Below are 17,186 nucleotides of genomic sequence, written 5' to 3'. Positions count from 1 at the left end.
GTTAGAGCGCCTGACTGTGGATCAGGAGGTCGCGGGTTCGATCCCCGTCGCCCTCCCTTGTGCCCCCGTAGCTCAACTGGATAGAGCGCTGGACTTCGGATCCAGTGGTTGCGCGTTCGAGTCGCGCCGGGGGCGCCATGGAGCCCATCCCCAGGCTTTCCCCTTAAGACTCTTTGGAGGGCGGGGAAGCCACTAAAGGCGGCTTTCCCGCCCCAAGACTTGCCCATTTCCTCCATGTGGGGAATTTTGGGGTGGGTTGGGCCACCTTCGGCGGCCCCACCCACCCCAAAATCTTTTAACTGAAAGCGTAGGATTGAGCAGATGGCCCAGCTTCCTGAACCTACGCCGGAGGTCGCTCGTGCCCGATGGGTTCGTCCGCTGCTGATCCTCAGCGGGGCGATCCTGGGTTTAATCGTGGCCTGGCTGTTCTCGCTGGTTTCGGGAATTCCCCTTCCTCTATGGGAGGCGATCGCAGCGCTCATCCTGGGTGCGCTGCTGGGTTTCTCGGCCAGCCTACCCTCAGCTTCCTCCCGTTCCCATCGCGGATTGTAAACTACTGCTTCCTCCACATTTGATTTTTGGTTTTGGTTCCTCGGGGGGTGAGGCCAACGGCCCCATCCTCCCATATCCTCAACCCAAAATGGAAGGAGCACTACTGCTGCCTTCATTTTGCTTTGAGGATATGCGGTGGAGAAAGCGAATGACCCCACCTCCAAACCCTGAGAGGGGGTAGCAAAAATGCTACGGGGGTTAGGGGCCGCCGAAAGCGGCCCCTAACCCCCGAAGATCCTCACAACCCTATGAACAAAACACTCCTTCTCCCGATACAGGTGAGGGGGATAGGGATGGCCATGAGCCCGAATCCGCCGTCGGATAGGCTATTGCTGTGGATCGGAGTAATCCCAAGGAAAGCGGGAGCAAGAAGACCGGAGCAGGTGATCTCCATGCCTTCAAAATGAGCGCCTTTTGAGCCCCGGGCTTAAGAGCTAGGTGGGGTCCGGCGAATCAACATGGCCAGCTCGCGCTCCAGCTCCGCCCGATGCTGGGCGGCCGCTTGTCGGCTTTCCTCTAAAATCTGTTGCCATTTGGTCTGGAGTTTCTCCCGCAGCTCCGCGCCGGATTGCGGAGTGAACAGCAGGATCAAGCCCGCTCCGGTCAGCCCTCCGACCAGAAAGCCATAAATCCAGAAGATCGCGCGCCGCATCGGTTCCCCCAAAAGATCCTTTTGCGCATATTTTAACTCCAGTTCGCTTTCCACTCGATGAAAGGCGTCCCTTCCGACATCTCGGTTTCTCCCGTATTTGCCATCCCATGCTATGATGAAAGGAGAACCCGGATCGCATGGCGGGGAAGGATGCAAAGGGGAATGCTGTTGGAGCACGATGTCCATATCGAGGTGGTGGACCTCGCAGTGGCATGGAATTGGGACTGCGACCGCCCATTCGTTGGGATGATTCGGGAGGCCTGCGCCCGGCGAGGGCTTTCCGTCCAAGAGATCACGCCGGAGACGCTTCCCGCCGTCCTGGGACGAGCGCGACGGGGCGAGTGGTTCTGTCGTGTTTTCTTCGACCGGGCCTCGGATTGGGATGAGGATTTCGAGCCGTTGATCGAGTGGGCCCAGGCAACAGGGGTCTTCCGGTTGAATCCCGCGGAGCGTGCTCGTGCGGCGTGGGATAAGGCCGCGATGCACCGTCGCTTCCTTGCCGCTGGGCTTCCCACCCCCCCGACGCACATTCTCCCCCCATGGGGGGAGAAGCCGGAAGTGGAATGGCGGGAGGAATGGACGGGCCCGCTGATCGCTAAACCGGCTTTCGGCGGCGGGGGGGAAGGGGTGCGGCGCATTACGGGCCCTGAAGATCTGGCCGCCCTGCGGGCGGCCTTCCCAGACCAGCCGTTCCTGCTCCAGCACTACGTGCGTCCGCGTTGGCTGGGAGAGCGCCCGGCGTGGTTCCGGGTGCTGTATGCGGTGGATACCGTATTCCCATGCTGGTGGGATCCGGAGACCCATCGCTACACGCCGGTCACGGGGGCCGAGCGCGAAGCGTTCGGCCTGCATCCCCTCTGGATTCTGGGCTATCGGATCGCCACACTCTGCGGACTCCATCTGTTCTCCAGCGAGATCGCTTTAGACGAGGCAGGTCGTTTCTTCTGCATCGATTACGTGAACGATCCCATCGACACGCGACCACAGTCCATGGCCCCGGAGGGGGTGCCCGATGAGATCCTGCGAGGGATCGCCGAGCGGATCGCGGAGGCAGTCTTCCGGAGGGCACAGTGCCGTTGATCCTTGTGACCAACGACGATGGGATCCGATCGCCCGGGTTACGAGCGGCGGCGGCCGCCCTCCAGACCCTGGGGCAGGTGATCGTAGTGGCTCCCTTGGATCAGTGGTCCGGTGCTGGGCGCTGCATGCCGGCCACGTCTGAGGGGCGGATCTATCCGGAGACGTTGACGGTAAATGGGAAGCCGGTCCGGGCCTACGCGGTGGAGGGGACGCCGGCCCAGGTGGTCGACCATGCGATCCTGGAGATCCTGCCGCGTCCGCCTGATCTCGTGGTCTCCGGGATCAATTATGGGGAGAATGTGGGCTCCGGGGTGACCATCTCGGGCACTGTCGGGGCTGCCCTGGAGGCGGCCAGCTTCGGGATCCCAGCCTTGGCGGTCTCCCTGCAAACCCCGGTGGAGCATCACCTGGGGTATTCCGAGGAGATCGACTTCCGCGCCGCCGCTTATTTCACCTGCTTATTCGCGAGCGCTGTCCTCCGGCAGGCGCTGCCTTTTGATGTGGATGTGCTGAAAATCGATGTCCCGGCCACGGCGACTCCGGAGACACCGTGGCGGTGGACCCGCCAATCGCGCCAGCGGTATTTTGTCCCGGTGCGGCCGATGCGCCGCCGGCCCACAGACCCTGGGCCGCTGGGCTATCGGGTGGAAATCGACTTGGAGACCCTGGAGCCGGATTCAGACATCCATGCGCTGGTTGTGGATCAGGTGGTCTCGGTCACGCCTCTCAGTCTGGATCTCACATCCCGGGTCTCCCCACAGGAGCTGAGCCAATGGTGGGAGAAAGCCAAGTAGGCACCGCTAAGCTGTCCCCGCTGGTCCCGGTCACCTCGCGGGGGGTGCTCGGAACGCTTTGGATGCTCTTCCTGCTGGCGTTGATCAACGGCTCGGCCGCGTGGACGGTGACGTTGGCCGGGTGGGCCGATGGTCTGGAGATCCTCCCGTCGGTGGCCCTTGGGGGGCTCTTCATCGGATGGCTGCTATCGATCAGCCGCTTCTCCGGGCCGATCGCCCTGCTTCTGAATGTGGGCTACGGAACGGTTTGGGTTGGGTATCTCAGCGCCCGCCTGATTCAGGTGCCCACCTGGTCGTTAAAGCTTCAGTGGTTGGGCTATCGTCTGACGGTCTGGGCGATGGAAGCCATGCGGGGCGGTCGCGGCAGCGATCCCCTTCCTTTCGTGGTTATCATGGCCGCCCTGGTCTGGCTGGCCGCCAGCGCCAGCGCCTGGTATTCCTTTCGAGTTATCCGATCGTGGCGCGCGTTGCTGCCGGCGGGGCTGATCGCGTTCATTAACGCCTATTACTATTTGGGCCCTCGTCCCCTCACGCTCTTCCTGATCGCCTATCTCCTGGGCGCATTGCTCTGGTTGGTCACCGTTCATTACGAGGAACAAAGCTACCGCTGGCGATTGGAGCGGGTGTGGTTCGTCTCGGATGTGGGGGTGGATATCCTGCGGGCAGGGTTGCTGGTGGCCGGGCTAACCCTGGCCCTGGCGTGGTTGCTTCCAGCTGCCGGGCCCAGCGAGACCGTCTCCCGCGCCTGGAGCGAGGTCAGCCGCCCGCTGCGTCGGGGTCAGGAGACCTTCAACCGGCTGTTCAGCTCGCTGCGCTCCCAACGCCCGGCCTATATCAGTCCGCTGGGTCGCACCCTCCCTTTTGGGGGCCCCCGCCGGCTGAGCGATACACCGGTGATGGATGTGAAAGCCCAAGGGCCGGCCCGCTACTGGCGGGGTGTAGTTTATGATGTTTACACCCCCAACGGCTGGCTTTCCTCGGGGGAAGAGGAACAAAGCCGCGCGCCGATGACAGCGCTGACGGCGCGGCCGCTGTGGGAGGGCCGGGCAGTGGTGACCCAGACGTTCACGGTTTATCTCCCTGGCAACACGTTAATCTTTGCCGCCCAGCACCCGGTTGCGGTCAGCCTCGCATCCATCGTTCAGGGCCGCTTCACCGCCCAGGCGCATGACTTAATGCTGATTCGCAGCACGCGTCCCTTTGGGGCTCAGCAGACCTATGAGGCGATCTCCCTGGTCCCGGTTCCAGATATTGAGAGCCTCCGGCAGGCGGGGACGGTTTATCCGGAGTGGGTGCAGCGGTACCTGCAGTTGCCACCGAATCTGGATCCTCGCATCCGCCGTCTGGCCGAGCGGATCACCGCGGGTTACGATACTCCCTACGATAAGGCGGCAGCGCTGGAGGCCTGGCTCCGCCGCAACATCCGCTACAACGAGAACATCCCGGCCCCGCCGCCAGGCCGAGATGGCGTGGTTTATGTGCTTTTCGATATCCGGCAGGGCTATTGCGATTATTACGCGTCGGCGATGGCGGTGATGGCCCGCGCCCTGGGCATCCCCGCACGGGTGGTCAGCGGCTATGCCCAGGGGGAATGGATGCCCGATGGGCGCTATCGGGTGCGCCAGCGGGATGCCCACACATGGGTCGAGATTTACTTCCCAGGTTACGGTTGGGTGGAATTCGAACCTACGGCCGCCCAACCGCCCATTCTACGCCCCCAGCGCCTGCCCTCCCCAACGCCGACCCCTCCCGCCCCGGAGCCCGCAGGCTCCACGCCAGGGGCGCTCCGGCCGACCCCCACCCGTCGGACCCTCCTGGCGGAGGATTTCGACATCCAGCCAGGGGAGGCCTTTCCTCTGCCTGAGGCTCCCGGCTTCCCGATAGGGTCCATCATCGCCAGCTTCATCGCCGCGTTGGGCGCCCTCGGCCTGGCCTTCTGGATACGGGATCAGCGTCGGCTGCGCCCGCTCTCCCCGGCCGCCCGGGATTACCTCTGGATGAACCGGGCCGCGTGGTTGTTAGGGATTCGGTTTCCGGCCTCCTGGACGCCAGCGGAGCGCGCTCGTTACTTGGGGGATCTGATTCCGGAGGTCGCTGAGGCGCTGGAACAAATCGCGGAGCGATATGGCGCGATCCGATTTGGGGGGCACCGGCTCCGAGCGCTCCCGGCACCCCATGGATGGTTGCCTCGCCTCCTGATCGGGGGGCTTATGTGGCGGCTCCGGCAAGCCTTGGCCCCTTATCTGGGAGGAATTCGCCGTTGGGCCCAAGCGCCTCAGAGGATATCCTCATTCTTATCGTTCTTATCTTTGGAGCGTTAACGTGGGCGCCGAATTCCGCTCAGGGGCACGAGGCTCCACAGCCCGAAGAGCGCACGATGGCGGAAAAGATCTTCCGTGCACTATCTCGCACAGGACTGTTCCTTTGACGCTTGTATAGGCCCTACAATGGGAGATCGCCATCAGGCGCTGCCCGGTTTCCTGGGGCTCTTCGTCTCTCCGCCGCATATTCCAAAGGCTAAGATGGAAGAAGCCATACACATCTCCCTGCGGCTCTTTGAGCTGTGGGAAGAAGGATATTCCATGGAAAGGCCATTCGTCTCTCCAGCGGATGTCTTTCGGAATTCGGGCTGACAAAGCAAATTTTTCGGTGTGTTCGGATCTATGGAAATGAGACATGGTTCAGACTCTAAACCCAAGGCGATCCAGTTGTCTCTGAATCTTCTCAGAGAATATCTGGAGCAGATCTGGCAGGAAATTTCCCGAGGATGGATAAGGACCTCGAACCCGGATGAACAAGGTTCGTTGCTCAAGATTGTAGGAGCCAGCCGGGAACTCCTGGAGCATCTGCAATCGCAGATCCAGCATGAGCAGGCAATCCTTCATCATTTGCTCGATTCCAGCCTGATGAGCTACCTCAGCCAGCATCTGGATCCCTGGCTGGCGGGAGGGGTTCGACGGGAAGTTACCGTGTTGTTCGCAGATCTTCAGGGCTTCTCAGAGCTCAGCGAGCGCCTTCCCCTGGAAGATCTGGTCCCTCTGCTCAACCGCTACCTTCAGGTAGCATGGGGAGCGATCCGAGGGGAGGGCGGCGTTGTGGATCGGTTTATGGGCGATGCGGTTCTGGGATGGTTTAACGCACCCTTTGATTTGCCCGACCATACCTATCGAGCGCTGCGAGCTGCCTGGCGGATGCAGCAGGAGCTGGTTCCGTTGCATGCAATGCTTCCTCCCGAGCAGCGACGGCGCTATCGGATCGGCGTTCATGTTGGGGAGGCCATCATCGGCCCGATTGGGACGCCGGAGTACTGGACGTATACGGTGATCGGCAGCGTAGTGAATTATGCCCGGCGTCTGCAGGAAGCCACGCCGCCTGGCCAGATTATGATCAGCCGGGCGGTGTTCGAACGATTGCAGGATCGTATCGAAGCGCGGGCGCTGCCTATTTTCCCCGTTCGGGGAGGGGCCCAGGTGACACCTGTCTATCGATTCCTGGGGTTCCGGGAGGAACAACCATGAAGATCCTGGCTGCAGCCAGCCTGGCGATCAGCGTCCTGTTGTTTCTTTACGCGTTTTATATCTTGGCGCTGACCGGGTTGAGCATGTGGGGGAGGGGCCGGAGGATCCCGCGGACGGAGCCCAGAACATGGCCCTTCGTCACCATCCAGCTGCCGATTTACAACGAGGGGAGGGTGGTGGAGCGCCTTCTGGAGGCGGTGGTCGCGTTGGATTATCCGCAGGATCGTCTGGAGATCCAAGTCCTGGATGACTCCACCGATGAAACGGCCCAGCTGGTCCGACGACAGGTCGCCTACTATCAGGCCCTGGGGCATCCCATTCAGTTGTTACGACGGCCGAATCGGAACGGTTACAAGGCTGGCGCGTTGGCTTATGGGTTGCGGCAGGCCCAGGGGGAGTTCATCGCCATCTTCGATGCGGATTTCATCCCCCCGCCGGATTTCCTCAAGCGCATGATCCCGGTCTTGCTGGCCGATCCAGCCATTGGGGCGGTCCAGGCCCGCTGGAGCCATCTGAACGCCGAGGCCTCATGGATCACGCGGGCTCAGGCCCTGATGCTGGATGCTCATTTCGTTGTGGATCAGGCGGCCCGTTCCGCGGGGGGCCTGCCGGTCAACTTCAATGGATCCGCTGGGGTGTGGCGCCGGAGGGCCATTGAGGCTGCAGGGGGTTGGGAGAGCGATACCCTGACGGAGGATCTGGATCTCAGTTACCGAGCCCAGCTTGCCGGATGGCGGGTGGTGTTCGTCCCCGATGTAACAGTCCCCGGGGAGATCCCTCCCACGCTTCAAGCATTTAAGAGTCAGCAATTCCGATGGGCGAAGGGGACAACCCAGACTTTCTGCAAGCTGATTGGGCGGATCTGGGGCAGCCGCTGGCCGTGGTGGAAACGACTGGTGGCTACATTCCATCTGGGGGGGTATTTCACGAATCTACTAGGCGTGCTGTTGCTCCTGCTATGGGGTCCTTTGTTGCAGCACTCGGCGGAGCGGCCGAAGTGGACGATGATCTTGGGCCTGGGGTTGCTGGCGGTGCCGCTGATGTATGGCCTGAGCCAGCAAGCCCTTTACCCGGACTGGCCTCGGCGCCTGTGGACGATCCCCATCCTGTTCCTGGTAGGGACCGGCCTGACGTTGAACAACACCCGGGCCATCCTGGAGGCCCTTCTGGGATACCGTTCGGAGTTTCAGCGAACCCCCAAGGGGGAGCGGGCGTTGAACGGGCGGTTTGAAGCGGATCCGATGGGATGGATCGAGGGGGCCTTTGCGCTTTACGCCCTTTTCCTGGCCTGGCGGGCATGGCAGCACAACCTCGATGGGGTGGTGCCTTTCCTGCTTTGTTACGCGCTCAGTTACGGGATCGTGGCTTGGCACAGCCTCATTCCTGCTCACCCTGCCTCCTTGAGCGCCCCGACCACAACCCCTGCTTCCTCGCGGGTCTCGCTCGATGAGGTCGATCACCGTACTCCTTTTTCCCGTTAAAAGCTTGCCCGAGAAGCAAGCCTCCTGTTGTGGTGAAAGGCACGGGCCTTGTCGGTTTGAACATCGGGGATTTTCAGAGGGCCCGTGCTGTCTTTGGGAGCACCCAAGCCTATAACCCGGAGATCCAACCGGGTGCTACGGGCTCACGAAACGCCCCGCGCGGCATGATCCTGATCATACTGGGCTTTCGCAGGTTCGAGGATAGTAGAAACCAGGATAGGGCTTCAGACCATCCGTCTGCGGGGATTTCATGGCCCAGGAACCGTCCATCCGACCGTTGCCCGATCCGTTCCCAGACTATGTGACATGCCCGGCCTGCGGAGAGCCCGATATTGAGATCTGGTGCTATGAGGAAACCGCGCGGTGTCCCAATTGTGGCGCGGAGATCTCCCATGGTCCTTTTCCCTGTTGGGAGAACTGCCCACGGCGCCCTCGCCCATGGCCGAACTCGTTGCGTGAATCCCGGACGGGCTAAGACCGCAACCTGCGCTCAGCCTCCCCCCAATCGTTCTCCCACCGCCTTTTGAAAAAAGGCAGCTCGAACCGTAACGATTCAGCCGTGCTTGTGCAACGCAATACAGATGGGTGTTTCACCGCGGGTGTTCTCCTAAGGGCCCAAAAACATTTCGCATCTCCCCTCCCCACAGGGAGATAAAAGGGTGGGACCCTTCCGCCTCTTCACGAGAGCTCTGAATCGAATGTCGCCAGGCTGAATCGTTACCTCGAACCCGTGAGCGGGCGCCCGGCGTGACGATCGACCTCCCACCCGCCCTCAAGCTCCCTCCACCCACACACCACCTATGACAAATGTCATTCAAAAATTCCAACTTTAATCACCCACAAATGGCCCGCTTTTATGATCCAAATCATATCCTTTCTTGCCACTCACGAACATAATCAAAATCGAACACTGCCTGGCAGGGTGCTTAAGGTTGGCAGATGGTGTTCTCAGCCTCGTGGGCATTCCTAACGAATAGGAGGAGGTCCGTATGACACGTCGGAAGGCCTTCATCGCATTCGCCGTGTTGCTCGCCTTGCTGGTTGCGGCCTGTGCCCGGGGGGCGGCGACCCCGGTGGCTGGCCTGCCCGCGGAAGCTCAAGCGGTGGTCAAAGAGCGGGGCCTTTCCCCGGAGGATATCGTTGCTGCATTGCGAACCTATGTCCCCGGGGGCAAATATGATGAATACATTATGTTCGCCTCCGGCGGCCACTCCGGCCAGGTTCTCGTGATCGGCATCCCCTCCATGCGGCTCCTCAAAGTGATCGGCGTCTTCACGCCGGAGCCCTGGCAAGGCTATGGGTTCGGGGAGAAGGGCACGCTGGAGGTGCTGGAGGGCGGATTTGCGAAGGGCAAGCCGATCCTCTGGGGGGACACCCATCACCCGGCCCTCTCGGAGACCAACGGGGAATATGACGGCCAGTTCCTCTTCATCAATGACAAGGCCAACGCCCGCCTGGCGGTGATCGACCTGCGGGATTTTGAGACCAAGCAGATCGTGAAGAACCCCAACGCCATCTCCGACCACGGCGGCGGGTTCGTTACGCCGAACACCGAGTATGTGGTCGAGGGACCCCAGTATGCAGCCCCCATCGGCTGGGAATACGCCCCGTTGGATCAGTACAAGGACAAATACCGGGGCATGCTGACCTTCTGGGCCTTCGATCGCACCAAGGGCCAGGTGGATCCGGATCGGTCCTTCCAGATCGAGCTGCCGCCCTACTGGCAGGACCTCTGCGATGCCGGCAAGAAGGTCTCCGAGGGCTGGGTGTTCTGCAACTCCATCAACACCGAGATGGCCACCGGCGGCATCGAGCAAGGCAACCCGCCCTTTGAGGCCGGCACTGCCAAGAACGAGATGGATTACCTGCACATCATCCATTGGAAGAAAGCGGAGGAGCTGGTGCGGGCCGGCAAGTATGATGTCATCAACGGCATGAAGGTGGTTCGCCTCCAGACCGCTGCCCAGGAGGGTGTGCTTTTCTTCGCGCCCGAGCCCAAGAGCCCCCACGGCGTGGATGTGGCGCCGGGCGGCGAATACATCGTGGTCGGCGGCAAATTGGATCCCCATGTGACGATCTATTCCTTTGAGAAAATCCAGAAGGCCATCGCCGCCGGTAACTTCGAGCGGGACCCCTTCGGTGTCCCCGTGCTGAAGTTCGAGGATGTCAAGGAGGCCCAGGTGGAGCTCGGCCTCGGCCCGCTCCACACTGTGTTCGATGACAAAGGCTACGCTTACACCTCCATGTTCTTGGACAGCGCTGTGGCGAAGTGGTCGCTGGGCGGCCCATATCGCAAGGATGGGGCCGAGCCGTGGAAGCTGGTGGAGAAGCTGCCCGTCCATTACAACATCGGCCATATCGCGGCTACGGAGGGCGACACCGTCTCGCCGGACGGCAAATATGTAGTGGCCCTCAACAAGTGGTCAGTGGACCGCTTCGCTCCGGTGGGGCCGCTGCATCCCCAGAATTTCCAACTGATCGACATCAGCGGCGGCAAGATGCGGCTGCTCTATGACATGCCCATCGGGATCGGGGAGCCGCACTACGCCCAGATCATCAAGGCCGATAAGCTCAAGCCGTTCCTGGTTTACCCGGAGATCGGATGGAACGCGGTGAAGATGGCCAAGGACCCGAACGCCACCGAGGCCGGCCGGGAGCGCGTGGAGGTCCGGGAGGAGGGCGGCCGGCGGGTGGTGGAGATCTGGATGACCGCGGTCCGCAGCCACTTCAAGCCGGAGCGGGTTCAGATTAAGAAGGGCGACCATGTGATCTGGCACATCACAAACATCGAGCGGGCCCGCGACGCCACCCACGGCTTCGCCCTCGGCGGCTACAACATCAACCTGAGCTTGGAGCCGGGCGAGACGGCGACTATCGAGTTCGACGCTGATCAGAGCGGGACCTTCCCCTTCTACTGCACGGAGTTCTGTTCGGCCCTCCACCTGGAGATGATGGGCTACTTCCTGGTGGAGCCGTAAGAGAAGGCTTGCGGGGGAGCGGCGTTTTCGGCCGCTCCCCTTTTTCGGGATTGAATTCGGATCATAGGGGTCATCCCAATCTGTGAAATCCTGTGGGGTGTGGGCATATAGGGGCACCCCTTGGGGGTGCCCCTATATGGCGGCCCCTGGGGATGGGGTGGTCGCACTCGCAGGACTGCCGGTGCCATCTACATCCTTTGGAGTGAGGAGACCATCCCGCGTGACAGTCCACATTCATTCACGGTGTAAAAAGATTCTACGGAATGACCGAGGTGGGCGATGATCGAACGATTGAACCGCTGGCTGGGCGAGGACCCTTTCCGGCTGCCGCGGGCCTTTTTCATCGCGGCCTCTTGGCTCCTTCTCTTGTCCCTGCTCTTCCCTTACTGGCGAATGACCCTTCAGGCCCCTCAATATCCCGGGGGTCTGCGGGTGGATATCTATGTGACCCATTTGGCTGGCGATGTGAACGAGGTGGACAATCTGAATCACTACATCGGGATGAAGAAGCTCCACGAGGCCGCTCAGGTGGAGCGGTTCCTCGCCCCGCTGGCCATCGGCGCCGCCGCGCTGCTGGGCGAGGCCCTGGCCTTCACCCGCCGCCGCTGGATGGCCGTGATGGCCCTCCCGGCGATGCTCTTTCCCATCATCTTCCTGGCGGATATGTACTATTGGCTCTATCGATACGGCCATGATCTGGATCCCAATGCCCCGTTACGGCTTCCGCCCTTCACGCCGCCCCTGATCGGCACCGGGGTGGTGGGCCAGTTCCGGACCGTGGCCGAGCTCCAGGTTGGGTTCTGGATGGCCCTGGCGGCCTCCATCATGATCGCCATCGGCCTCCACTTCCGCCGGGCGGTCCGCACGGCGATGGAGAGGCATCAATCCTTGCGGATCGGACCCCTCACCTTAGTTCCAGGAGAGGCCCGCGCATGATCCTGGCTCTGGTCCTCTGGACCCTGATCGTAGTCACGCCGGAGGATCCCGACCGCACGCTCCAGGAGGCCATCGCGGCCGCCCCGCCGGGGGCGGCCCTGGAGGTTCGGGGCGGGGTTTACTACGGACCCCTTCTCATCGACAAACCCCTGACACTGATCGGGATCGACTGGCCGGTGCTGGATGGCCGGGGCCAGGGCACTGTGCTTCGCATTGCAGCCCCCCACGTCACCGTGCGCGGGTTTGTGCTCCGGAACTCCGGCCGCTCCCTGGAGCATGAGGATGCCGGGATCCTGGTGGAAGGGGCCTCCGATGTGACCCTGGAGCATAACCGCCTGGAGGAAGTTCTGTTCGGGATCTATCTCAAAGATTCCCCGCGGGCTCGCATCCGGGACAATACGATCGTCGGCCTGGATGTCCCGGAGGCGGACCGTGGGGATACGATCCGCCTGTGGTATAGCCCGGATGCGTGGATCGAGGGGAACCAAACCCTGCGGGGTCGCGATGTCATCATCTGGTTCTCCGACCGCTCGGTGCTGCGGGGCAATCGGTTCGTGAACGGACGTTACGGCATCCACTATATGTATTGCACGGGGAGTTCCGTTGAGGGGAACATCCTGCAAGGCAATTTCGTGGGCACTTATGTCATGTATAGCCGGGATATCACCTTCCAGCACAACCGCTTTCTTCAACAACGGGGCCCCAGCGGCTATGGCCTGGCCTTCAAGGACAGTGATGGGATCCGTGTGGAGGGGAACCTCTTTCTGGACAACACCGCGGCGGTGTTTCTGGACAACACGCCCCGATCGGAGGGATCACCTGTTCGTTTCGTTCGCAACGTCATCGCATACAACGGGATTGGGGTGTTGGCCTTGCCGATGGTGCGCGGGGTGGTGTTCCAGGAGAACGTGTTCTGGGAGAACGAGCAGCAGGCGGCAACGCAGGGGGAGGGGGATCTGATGGCCAACGATTGGCGGGGGAATTTCTGGAGCGATTACGCGGGCTTCGATGGGGACGGCGATGGGATCGGGGATGTCCCCTATCGCCCCCGCCGGGTGTTCGAAGCCCTTGTGGATCAGGTCCCCTCGCTTCGCCTGTTCTGGGGCACACCGGTGGTTCAAGCCCTAGAGACCGCTGCGCTTCTGGCCCCCTTCTTCGAACCCCGGATCCGCCTGGAGGATCCCACCCCTAAGATCCGGCCGCCCGTCCGTCTGCAGAGTGGGACTTCGAAGCATGCGGGTGGGTGGATTGGGTTCGGGCTTGGAGGGATCGGGATGGCCGCCGCATGGTGGGGCTGGCTTCGCCGCCGCTTCCGCGCTCCCCGAAAAGTGGAGTCCGGTGAGGCCCCCGAGGCCATCCTGGAAGTTCGGGGCCTGCGCAAGCGGTTCGGCCGGATCTGGGCGGTGCAGGGGGTGGATCTCCGCGTGCGGCCGGGCGAGGCGGTCGCCCTGTGGGGACCGAACGGGGCTGGGAAGACCACCACCCTGCGCTGCATCCTGGGTCTGCTGGACTATGAAGGCACCATCCGGGTGGCCGGCCGCGATGTCCGAAAGGAAGGGCCAGCGGTCCGGCGATGGATCGGTTATGTGCCTCAAGAGCTGGCCTTCTACAACTGGACGGTGAAGGAGACCCTGCAGTTTTTCGCCGCATTGCGGGGCGTGCCGGTGGATCTGACGAAAGCACAGATGTTTGGGTTGATGCCTTATTTGGATCAAAGCGTGCGGACCCTTTCGGGGGGATTGAAGCAACGGGTTGCCCTGGCCTTAGCCCTGATGGGGGATCCCCCCATCCTGCTGCTGGACGAGCCCACGGCCAATCTGGATCTGGCGGCCCGGACCGAGTGGTTAAGTTGGTTACGAGCATTGAAAGCTCAGGGGAAGACCTTGCTGTTCAGCTCCCACCGTCTGGAGGAGGTGCAGAGCTTGGCGGATCGCGTGCTGGTGATGCAGGCCGGACGGGCGGTCGCGGAGATCCCGCCGGAGGGCTTGACGAGCGCGGTCGGCCTGCGGGTCCAGCTTCGACTGAGCCTGCCGCCGGCGGACCTGAACCGGGCGCGCCGCGCGTTGGAGGAGGCAGGGTATCGTCCCATCGCCAACGGCCACGGGCTGCTCCTCTCCGTCCCCGCGGATCGCAAGCTGGTGCCCGTCCGCCACCTTTGGGAAGCGGGGATCCCGGTGTGGGACATGGAATGGGAGGCTGAGGACAAATAAAGGCTTCGCCTCATGTTTCAAGAGGAGGGCGGAGGCTTTTCCCTTCCTGCAAAGAGCGATCTGACAGACTGCGGAAGACATGCAGGCCTGCGTTTGTGCGGGGTACGGAGGCGTGGGATGAGCGTATGGGGGTTGCTGATCCGCAAAGAGGGGCGGGAAGCCCTTCGAAGCCGCTGGTTTGTTATCACGACGGGGAGCTTCGCAGCGATCGCGCTGGCTCTGGCCGCTTTCTCCATGATCGGCTCAGGTTACATCGGCCTGGCCGGCTTCGGTCGGACGGCGGCGGCGCTGGTGAACCTCTCCGCGCTGCTGGCCTCCCTGATGGGCCTGGGCCTGGGGACGTTGACCTGGGCAGCGGAACGGGAGAGCGGAACGCTGGCTTATTTGCTTTCGTATCCGGTCTCACGGGCCCAGGTGTTCCTTGCGAAAGCGGTGGGTGGTGCCCTGGCCCTGGTCGCGGCGATGGTGCTGGGATTTGGGGTCGCCGGGTTGGGGATCGGGCTGGGAGGGGGCATGGGTGGCGTTGAGGAGGTCGAGCGCTATGCGGGCCTAGCGATCGGCGCGACGTTGCTGGCCTGGATCGCTTATGGGATCGGGATGGCCATCGGTGTCCACCTGCGACGTCAGAGCACTGCGCTGGGGATCGCGTTGATCGTCTGGATGGTCGGCGTCTTTCTGACCGATTTGACCCTCATGGGGTTGGCATGGGCGATCCCGATGCCTGCAGCGTGGCTTTGGTGGTTGGCGCTGTTGAACCCCCTCCACACCTTCCGGATCCTGGCGATGGTCTTGCTGAATGGATCGCCGGACCTCCTGGGCCCGGCGGGTTGGTTCGCCTGGCGGACCTATGGGGAGGCCCTGGGGCCGATGCTCCTCGGGGCGATGGGGATCTGGCTTGTCCTAGCCTTCCTGATCGCGGCGCTGCGCTTCTATGGGCTGCGGGACTCTGGACTCTAGCGCTTCCCCCACTATTTTGGCGGTAGGGGAAAAGTTATATGTCATCCGTCTGCGAAAAGGAGAACCGATGCGCTGGATTTATGGGCTATTGGTGCTCCTGTCGTTGTCGGCGGCGTGCGTCCGGTCTTCCGGGCCACAACCGCCGGATATCGCTTATGGGAAGGAGATATGCGTGGAATGCGGGATGATCATCAACGATCCGCGCTTCGCTGCGGCCTACGTCACGCGGGGCGGCCAGGCGCGCCTCTTTGATGACATTGGGGATATGGTGGTTTACCATCGCAAGCATTCGGAGGAGGTCGCCGCCTTCTACGTGCATGATTATGAAACCCGTGCCTGGATCGATGCCGCTCAGGCGTTCTTCGTCCAGTCCCCGAACATCCCTTCACCTATGGGATATGGCCTGGTGGCTTTCTCCGATCGCTCACGAGCTGAAGCGTTCGCCCGGGAGCATGGCGGTGAGATGAAAGATTGGGCACGGGTCCTTCAGGAGACACAACCACCTCACGGCTCGCACTCCCACGGACCGTAGGGGTTTGGTGGGGGAGGGGATTTGCTTTGTTAGATGAAAAGAGAGCGGACATCAGCTATATCTTTAAGGTGTGGAAGGCAGAGCGCGTAAAATTCCATAAAGAGGTCCGAGCGGGCCGTATGGCCTCAAAAAGCTAAACTTTTTCAGGAGGAAGCTGATGATGTCCCATAGTGTGCGGTGGGAGATCCTAGGGCTCGGGTTTCTCCTTCTGGCGTTGATCGTCAGCGGATGCGGAGGGGGAGCGCCTGCGGGTGCTCCGGCGGGCGGTGGAGCGACTCCTGCGGCCTTGAAGGGAGACCCCGGGAAAGGGAAAGAATTGTTCCTGAGCACATGTGCCTCGTGCCATGGGCCGGATGCGAAGGGGCTTCCCGGTTTGGGGAAGGATTTGACCACCAGTGTTTTTGTGAAGCAACAGACGGACGCCCAGTTGCTGGAGTTCATCAAGAAGGGGCGGCCGGCGGCGGATCCGGCGAACACCACGGGGGTGGATATGCCGCCGAAGGGCGGCAACCCGGCCCTCACCGATCAGGACCTGGCGGACATCATCGCCTTCATCCGCGCCTTCAACCCTCACCAACCGTAGGCTGAAAGGAGGCCTATAGGGCGAATGGCTTCGCCAATTGCTTTACAGGCACCTCCATCAGCGTTGAGCACTTTGCCCACAAATTCTGGGAATATCCCGAGGAGGGATCGATGGCCTCTTCTCCCCTCCCCGCTGCTCCTTGGGCGGCGGGGAGGGGGAAAAATGGGGGCCACCGAAGGTGGCCCCCATTTCACGGCAAATCCTCAGCGCGGATGGAGCCGCTCAGAGCGAACGGCGGGTTATTCTTGGGACCGGCGCATGCCGAGGGCGAGGAAGGCGTAGTAGGCCAAGGTGGAGAGGGCCTGGGCCAGCGCCGCCACATAGGTGAGGGCCGCCGCTCCCAGCACCTGCCGCGCCCCCGCCCGCTCCGCCTCCGTCCCCAGCAACCCGCTCGCCTCCAGCAGCCGCAGCGCCCGCCGGCTCGCATCCAGCTCCACCGGCAGCGTCACCAACGCAAAAACCGCCGCCCCCGAGAAGAACAACACCCCGGCCCACACCAAGTTCGGGCTCTGCATCCAAAAGCCCACCAGGAACAAGATCGGCCCCAGCCAGGAGCCCAGGTTCACCGCCGGCACCAGCGCCGCCCGCGCCCGCAGCCCCCAGTAGCCCTCCGCATCCTGCAAGGCGTGCCCCACCTCGTGGGCCGTCACCGCCAGCGAGGCCACCGAGGCCACCCCCGCCACGCTCGGCGACAGCCGCAACGTCCGGCTGGCGGGATCATAATGATCCGTCAGAGGCCCCGGGGTCCCCTCGATGCGCACCTCGTACAGCCCCGCCGTCTGGAGCAGCCGCCGCGCCGCCTCCAGCCCGGTCAGCCGGGCCGGCGCCCGCAGCCACCGCTGGTAGGCCGCCTGGACCTTCGCCTGGGCGTACAGGCCCAGCACCAGCGCCGGCAGCGCAAACACGAAGTACA

At 62.5% G+C, this 17,186-nt stretch carries 14 protein-coding genes and 1 tRNA gene; 13 read left to right on the top strand and 2 right to left on the bottom strand.

All coding sequences use genetic code 11. The annotated features are described in order from the left end of the window. Nucleotides 1–61: 61 nt before the first annotated feature. Both ACFMO5_RS02280 and ACFMO5_RS02275 read left to right on the top strand, forming a co-directional pair. A tRNA-Arg gene (locus tag ACFMO5_RS02280) sits at nucleotides 62–138 on the top strand. A gap of 183 nt (nucleotides 139–321) precedes the next feature. Further along, nucleotides 322–552 carry a hypothetical protein gene (locus tag ACFMO5_RS02275; protein WP_376791155.1) on the top strand — a complete coding sequence of 77 codons (231 nt, stop codon included), beginning with the start codon at nucleotides 322–324 and terminating at the stop codon, nucleotides 550–552. A gap of 427 nt (nucleotides 553–979) precedes the next feature. Here the strand turns inward: ACFMO5_RS02275 and ACFMO5_RS02270 are convergent, their stop codons facing one another. Continuing rightward, a complete protein-coding gene (locus tag ACFMO5_RS02270) occupies nucleotides 980–1,204 on the bottom strand; it encodes a YtxH domain-containing protein (RefSeq protein ID WP_376791154.1) in 225 nt (74 codons plus the stop codon). A gap of 162 nt (nucleotides 1,205–1,366) precedes the next feature. On the opposite strand from ACFMO5_RS02270, the gene ACFMO5_RS02265 reads away from it, so the two are divergent. The 11 genes from ACFMO5_RS02265 (at nucleotide 1,367) to ACFMO5_RS02215 (ending at nucleotide 16,273) form a co-directional block, all read left to right on the top strand. After that, the gene (locus ACFMO5_RS02265) at nucleotides 1,367–2,284 is read left to right on the top strand and encodes a RimK family alpha-L-glutamate ligase (protein ID WP_376791153.1); all 918 of its coding nucleotides are present in this window, start codon (nucleotides 1,367–1,369) and stop codon (nucleotides 2,282–2,284) included. Beyond that, nucleotides 2,275–3,078: a 5'/3'-nucleotidase SurE gene (gene surE / locus ACFMO5_RS02260; RefSeq protein WP_376791152.1), complete on the top strand. Its 804-nt coding sequence runs from the start codon at nucleotides 2,275–2,277 to the stop codon at nucleotides 3,076–3,078. The genes ACFMO5_RS02265 and surE overlap by 10 nt, the downstream gene beginning before the upstream one ends. Then, nucleotides 3,057–5,399, top strand: a complete 2,343-nt coding sequence (locus ACFMO5_RS02255) for a DUF3488 and DUF4129 domain-containing transglutaminase family protein (protein WP_376791151.1) — start codon at nucleotides 3,057–3,059, stop codon at nucleotides 5,397–5,399. The genes surE and ACFMO5_RS02255 overlap by 22 nt, the downstream gene beginning before the upstream one ends. Nucleotides 5,400–5,882: 483 nt before the next feature. Beyond that, complete coding sequence (locus tag ACFMO5_RS02250; RefSeq protein ID WP_376791150.1) at nucleotides 5,883–6,596, top strand: adenylate/guanylate cyclase domain-containing protein; 714 nt, start codon at nucleotides 5,883–5,885, stop codon at nucleotides 6,594–6,596. After that, nucleotides 6,593–8,077, top strand: a complete 1,485-nt coding sequence (locus ACFMO5_RS02245) for a glycosyltransferase (RefSeq protein WP_376791149.1) — start codon at nucleotides 6,593–6,595, stop codon at nucleotides 8,075–8,077. The genes ACFMO5_RS02250 and ACFMO5_RS02245 overlap by 4 nt, the downstream gene beginning before the upstream one ends. Before the next feature lie 989 nt (nucleotides 8,078–9,066). Continuing rightward, nucleotides 9,067–11,055, top strand: a complete 1,989-nt coding sequence (gene nosZ, locus ACFMO5_RS02240; protein ID WP_376791148.1) for a Sec-dependent nitrous-oxide reductase — start codon at nucleotides 9,067–9,069, stop codon at nucleotides 11,053–11,055. A 279-nt stretch (nucleotides 11,056–11,334) separates the two neighbouring features. Next, a complete protein-coding gene (locus ACFMO5_RS02235) occupies nucleotides 11,335–11,991 on the top strand; it encodes a cytochrome C (protein WP_376791147.1) in 657 nt (218 codons plus the stop codon). Then, nucleotides 11,988–14,201: a nitrous oxide reductase family maturation protein NosD gene (gene nosD / locus ACFMO5_RS02230; RefSeq protein WP_376791146.1), complete on the top strand. Its 2,214-nt coding sequence runs from the start codon at nucleotides 11,988–11,990 to the stop codon at nucleotides 14,199–14,201. Before ACFMO5_RS02235 ends, nosD begins: the two co-directional genes overlap by 4 nt. Nucleotides 14,202–14,318: 117 nt before the next feature. Then, nucleotides 14,319–15,158 carry an ABC transporter permease gene (locus ACFMO5_RS02225; protein WP_376791145.1) on the top strand — a complete coding sequence of 280 codons (840 nt, stop codon included), beginning with the start codon at nucleotides 14,319–14,321 and terminating at the stop codon, nucleotides 15,156–15,158. A gap of 67 nt (nucleotides 15,159–15,225) precedes the next feature. After that, complete coding sequence (locus ACFMO5_RS02220; protein WP_376791144.1) at nucleotides 15,226–15,690, top strand: nitrous oxide reductase accessory protein NosL; 465 nt, start codon at nucleotides 15,226–15,228, stop codon at nucleotides 15,688–15,690. A 157-nt stretch (nucleotides 15,691–15,847) separates the two neighbouring features. Next, a complete protein-coding gene (locus ACFMO5_RS02215) occupies nucleotides 15,848–16,273 on the top strand; it encodes a c-type cytochrome (RefSeq protein ID WP_376791143.1) in 426 nt (141 codons plus the stop codon). 239 nt (nucleotides 16,274–16,512) lie between these two features. Here ACFMO5_RS02215 and ACFMO5_RS02210 read toward each other — a convergent pair. Next, the coding region (locus tag ACFMO5_RS02210; protein ID WP_376791142.1) for a zinc metallopeptidase at nucleotides 16,513–17,186 on the bottom strand (674 nt) is incomplete at its 5' end.

It is taken from the genome of Thermoflexus sp., assembly GCF_042408365.1.
GTDB lineage: Bacteria > Chloroflexota > Anaerolineae > Thermoflexales > Thermoflexaceae > Thermoflexus.
Note: the sequence above shows the minus strand (reverse complement) of the source record. Positions and strands in the feature narration are given on the sequence as shown.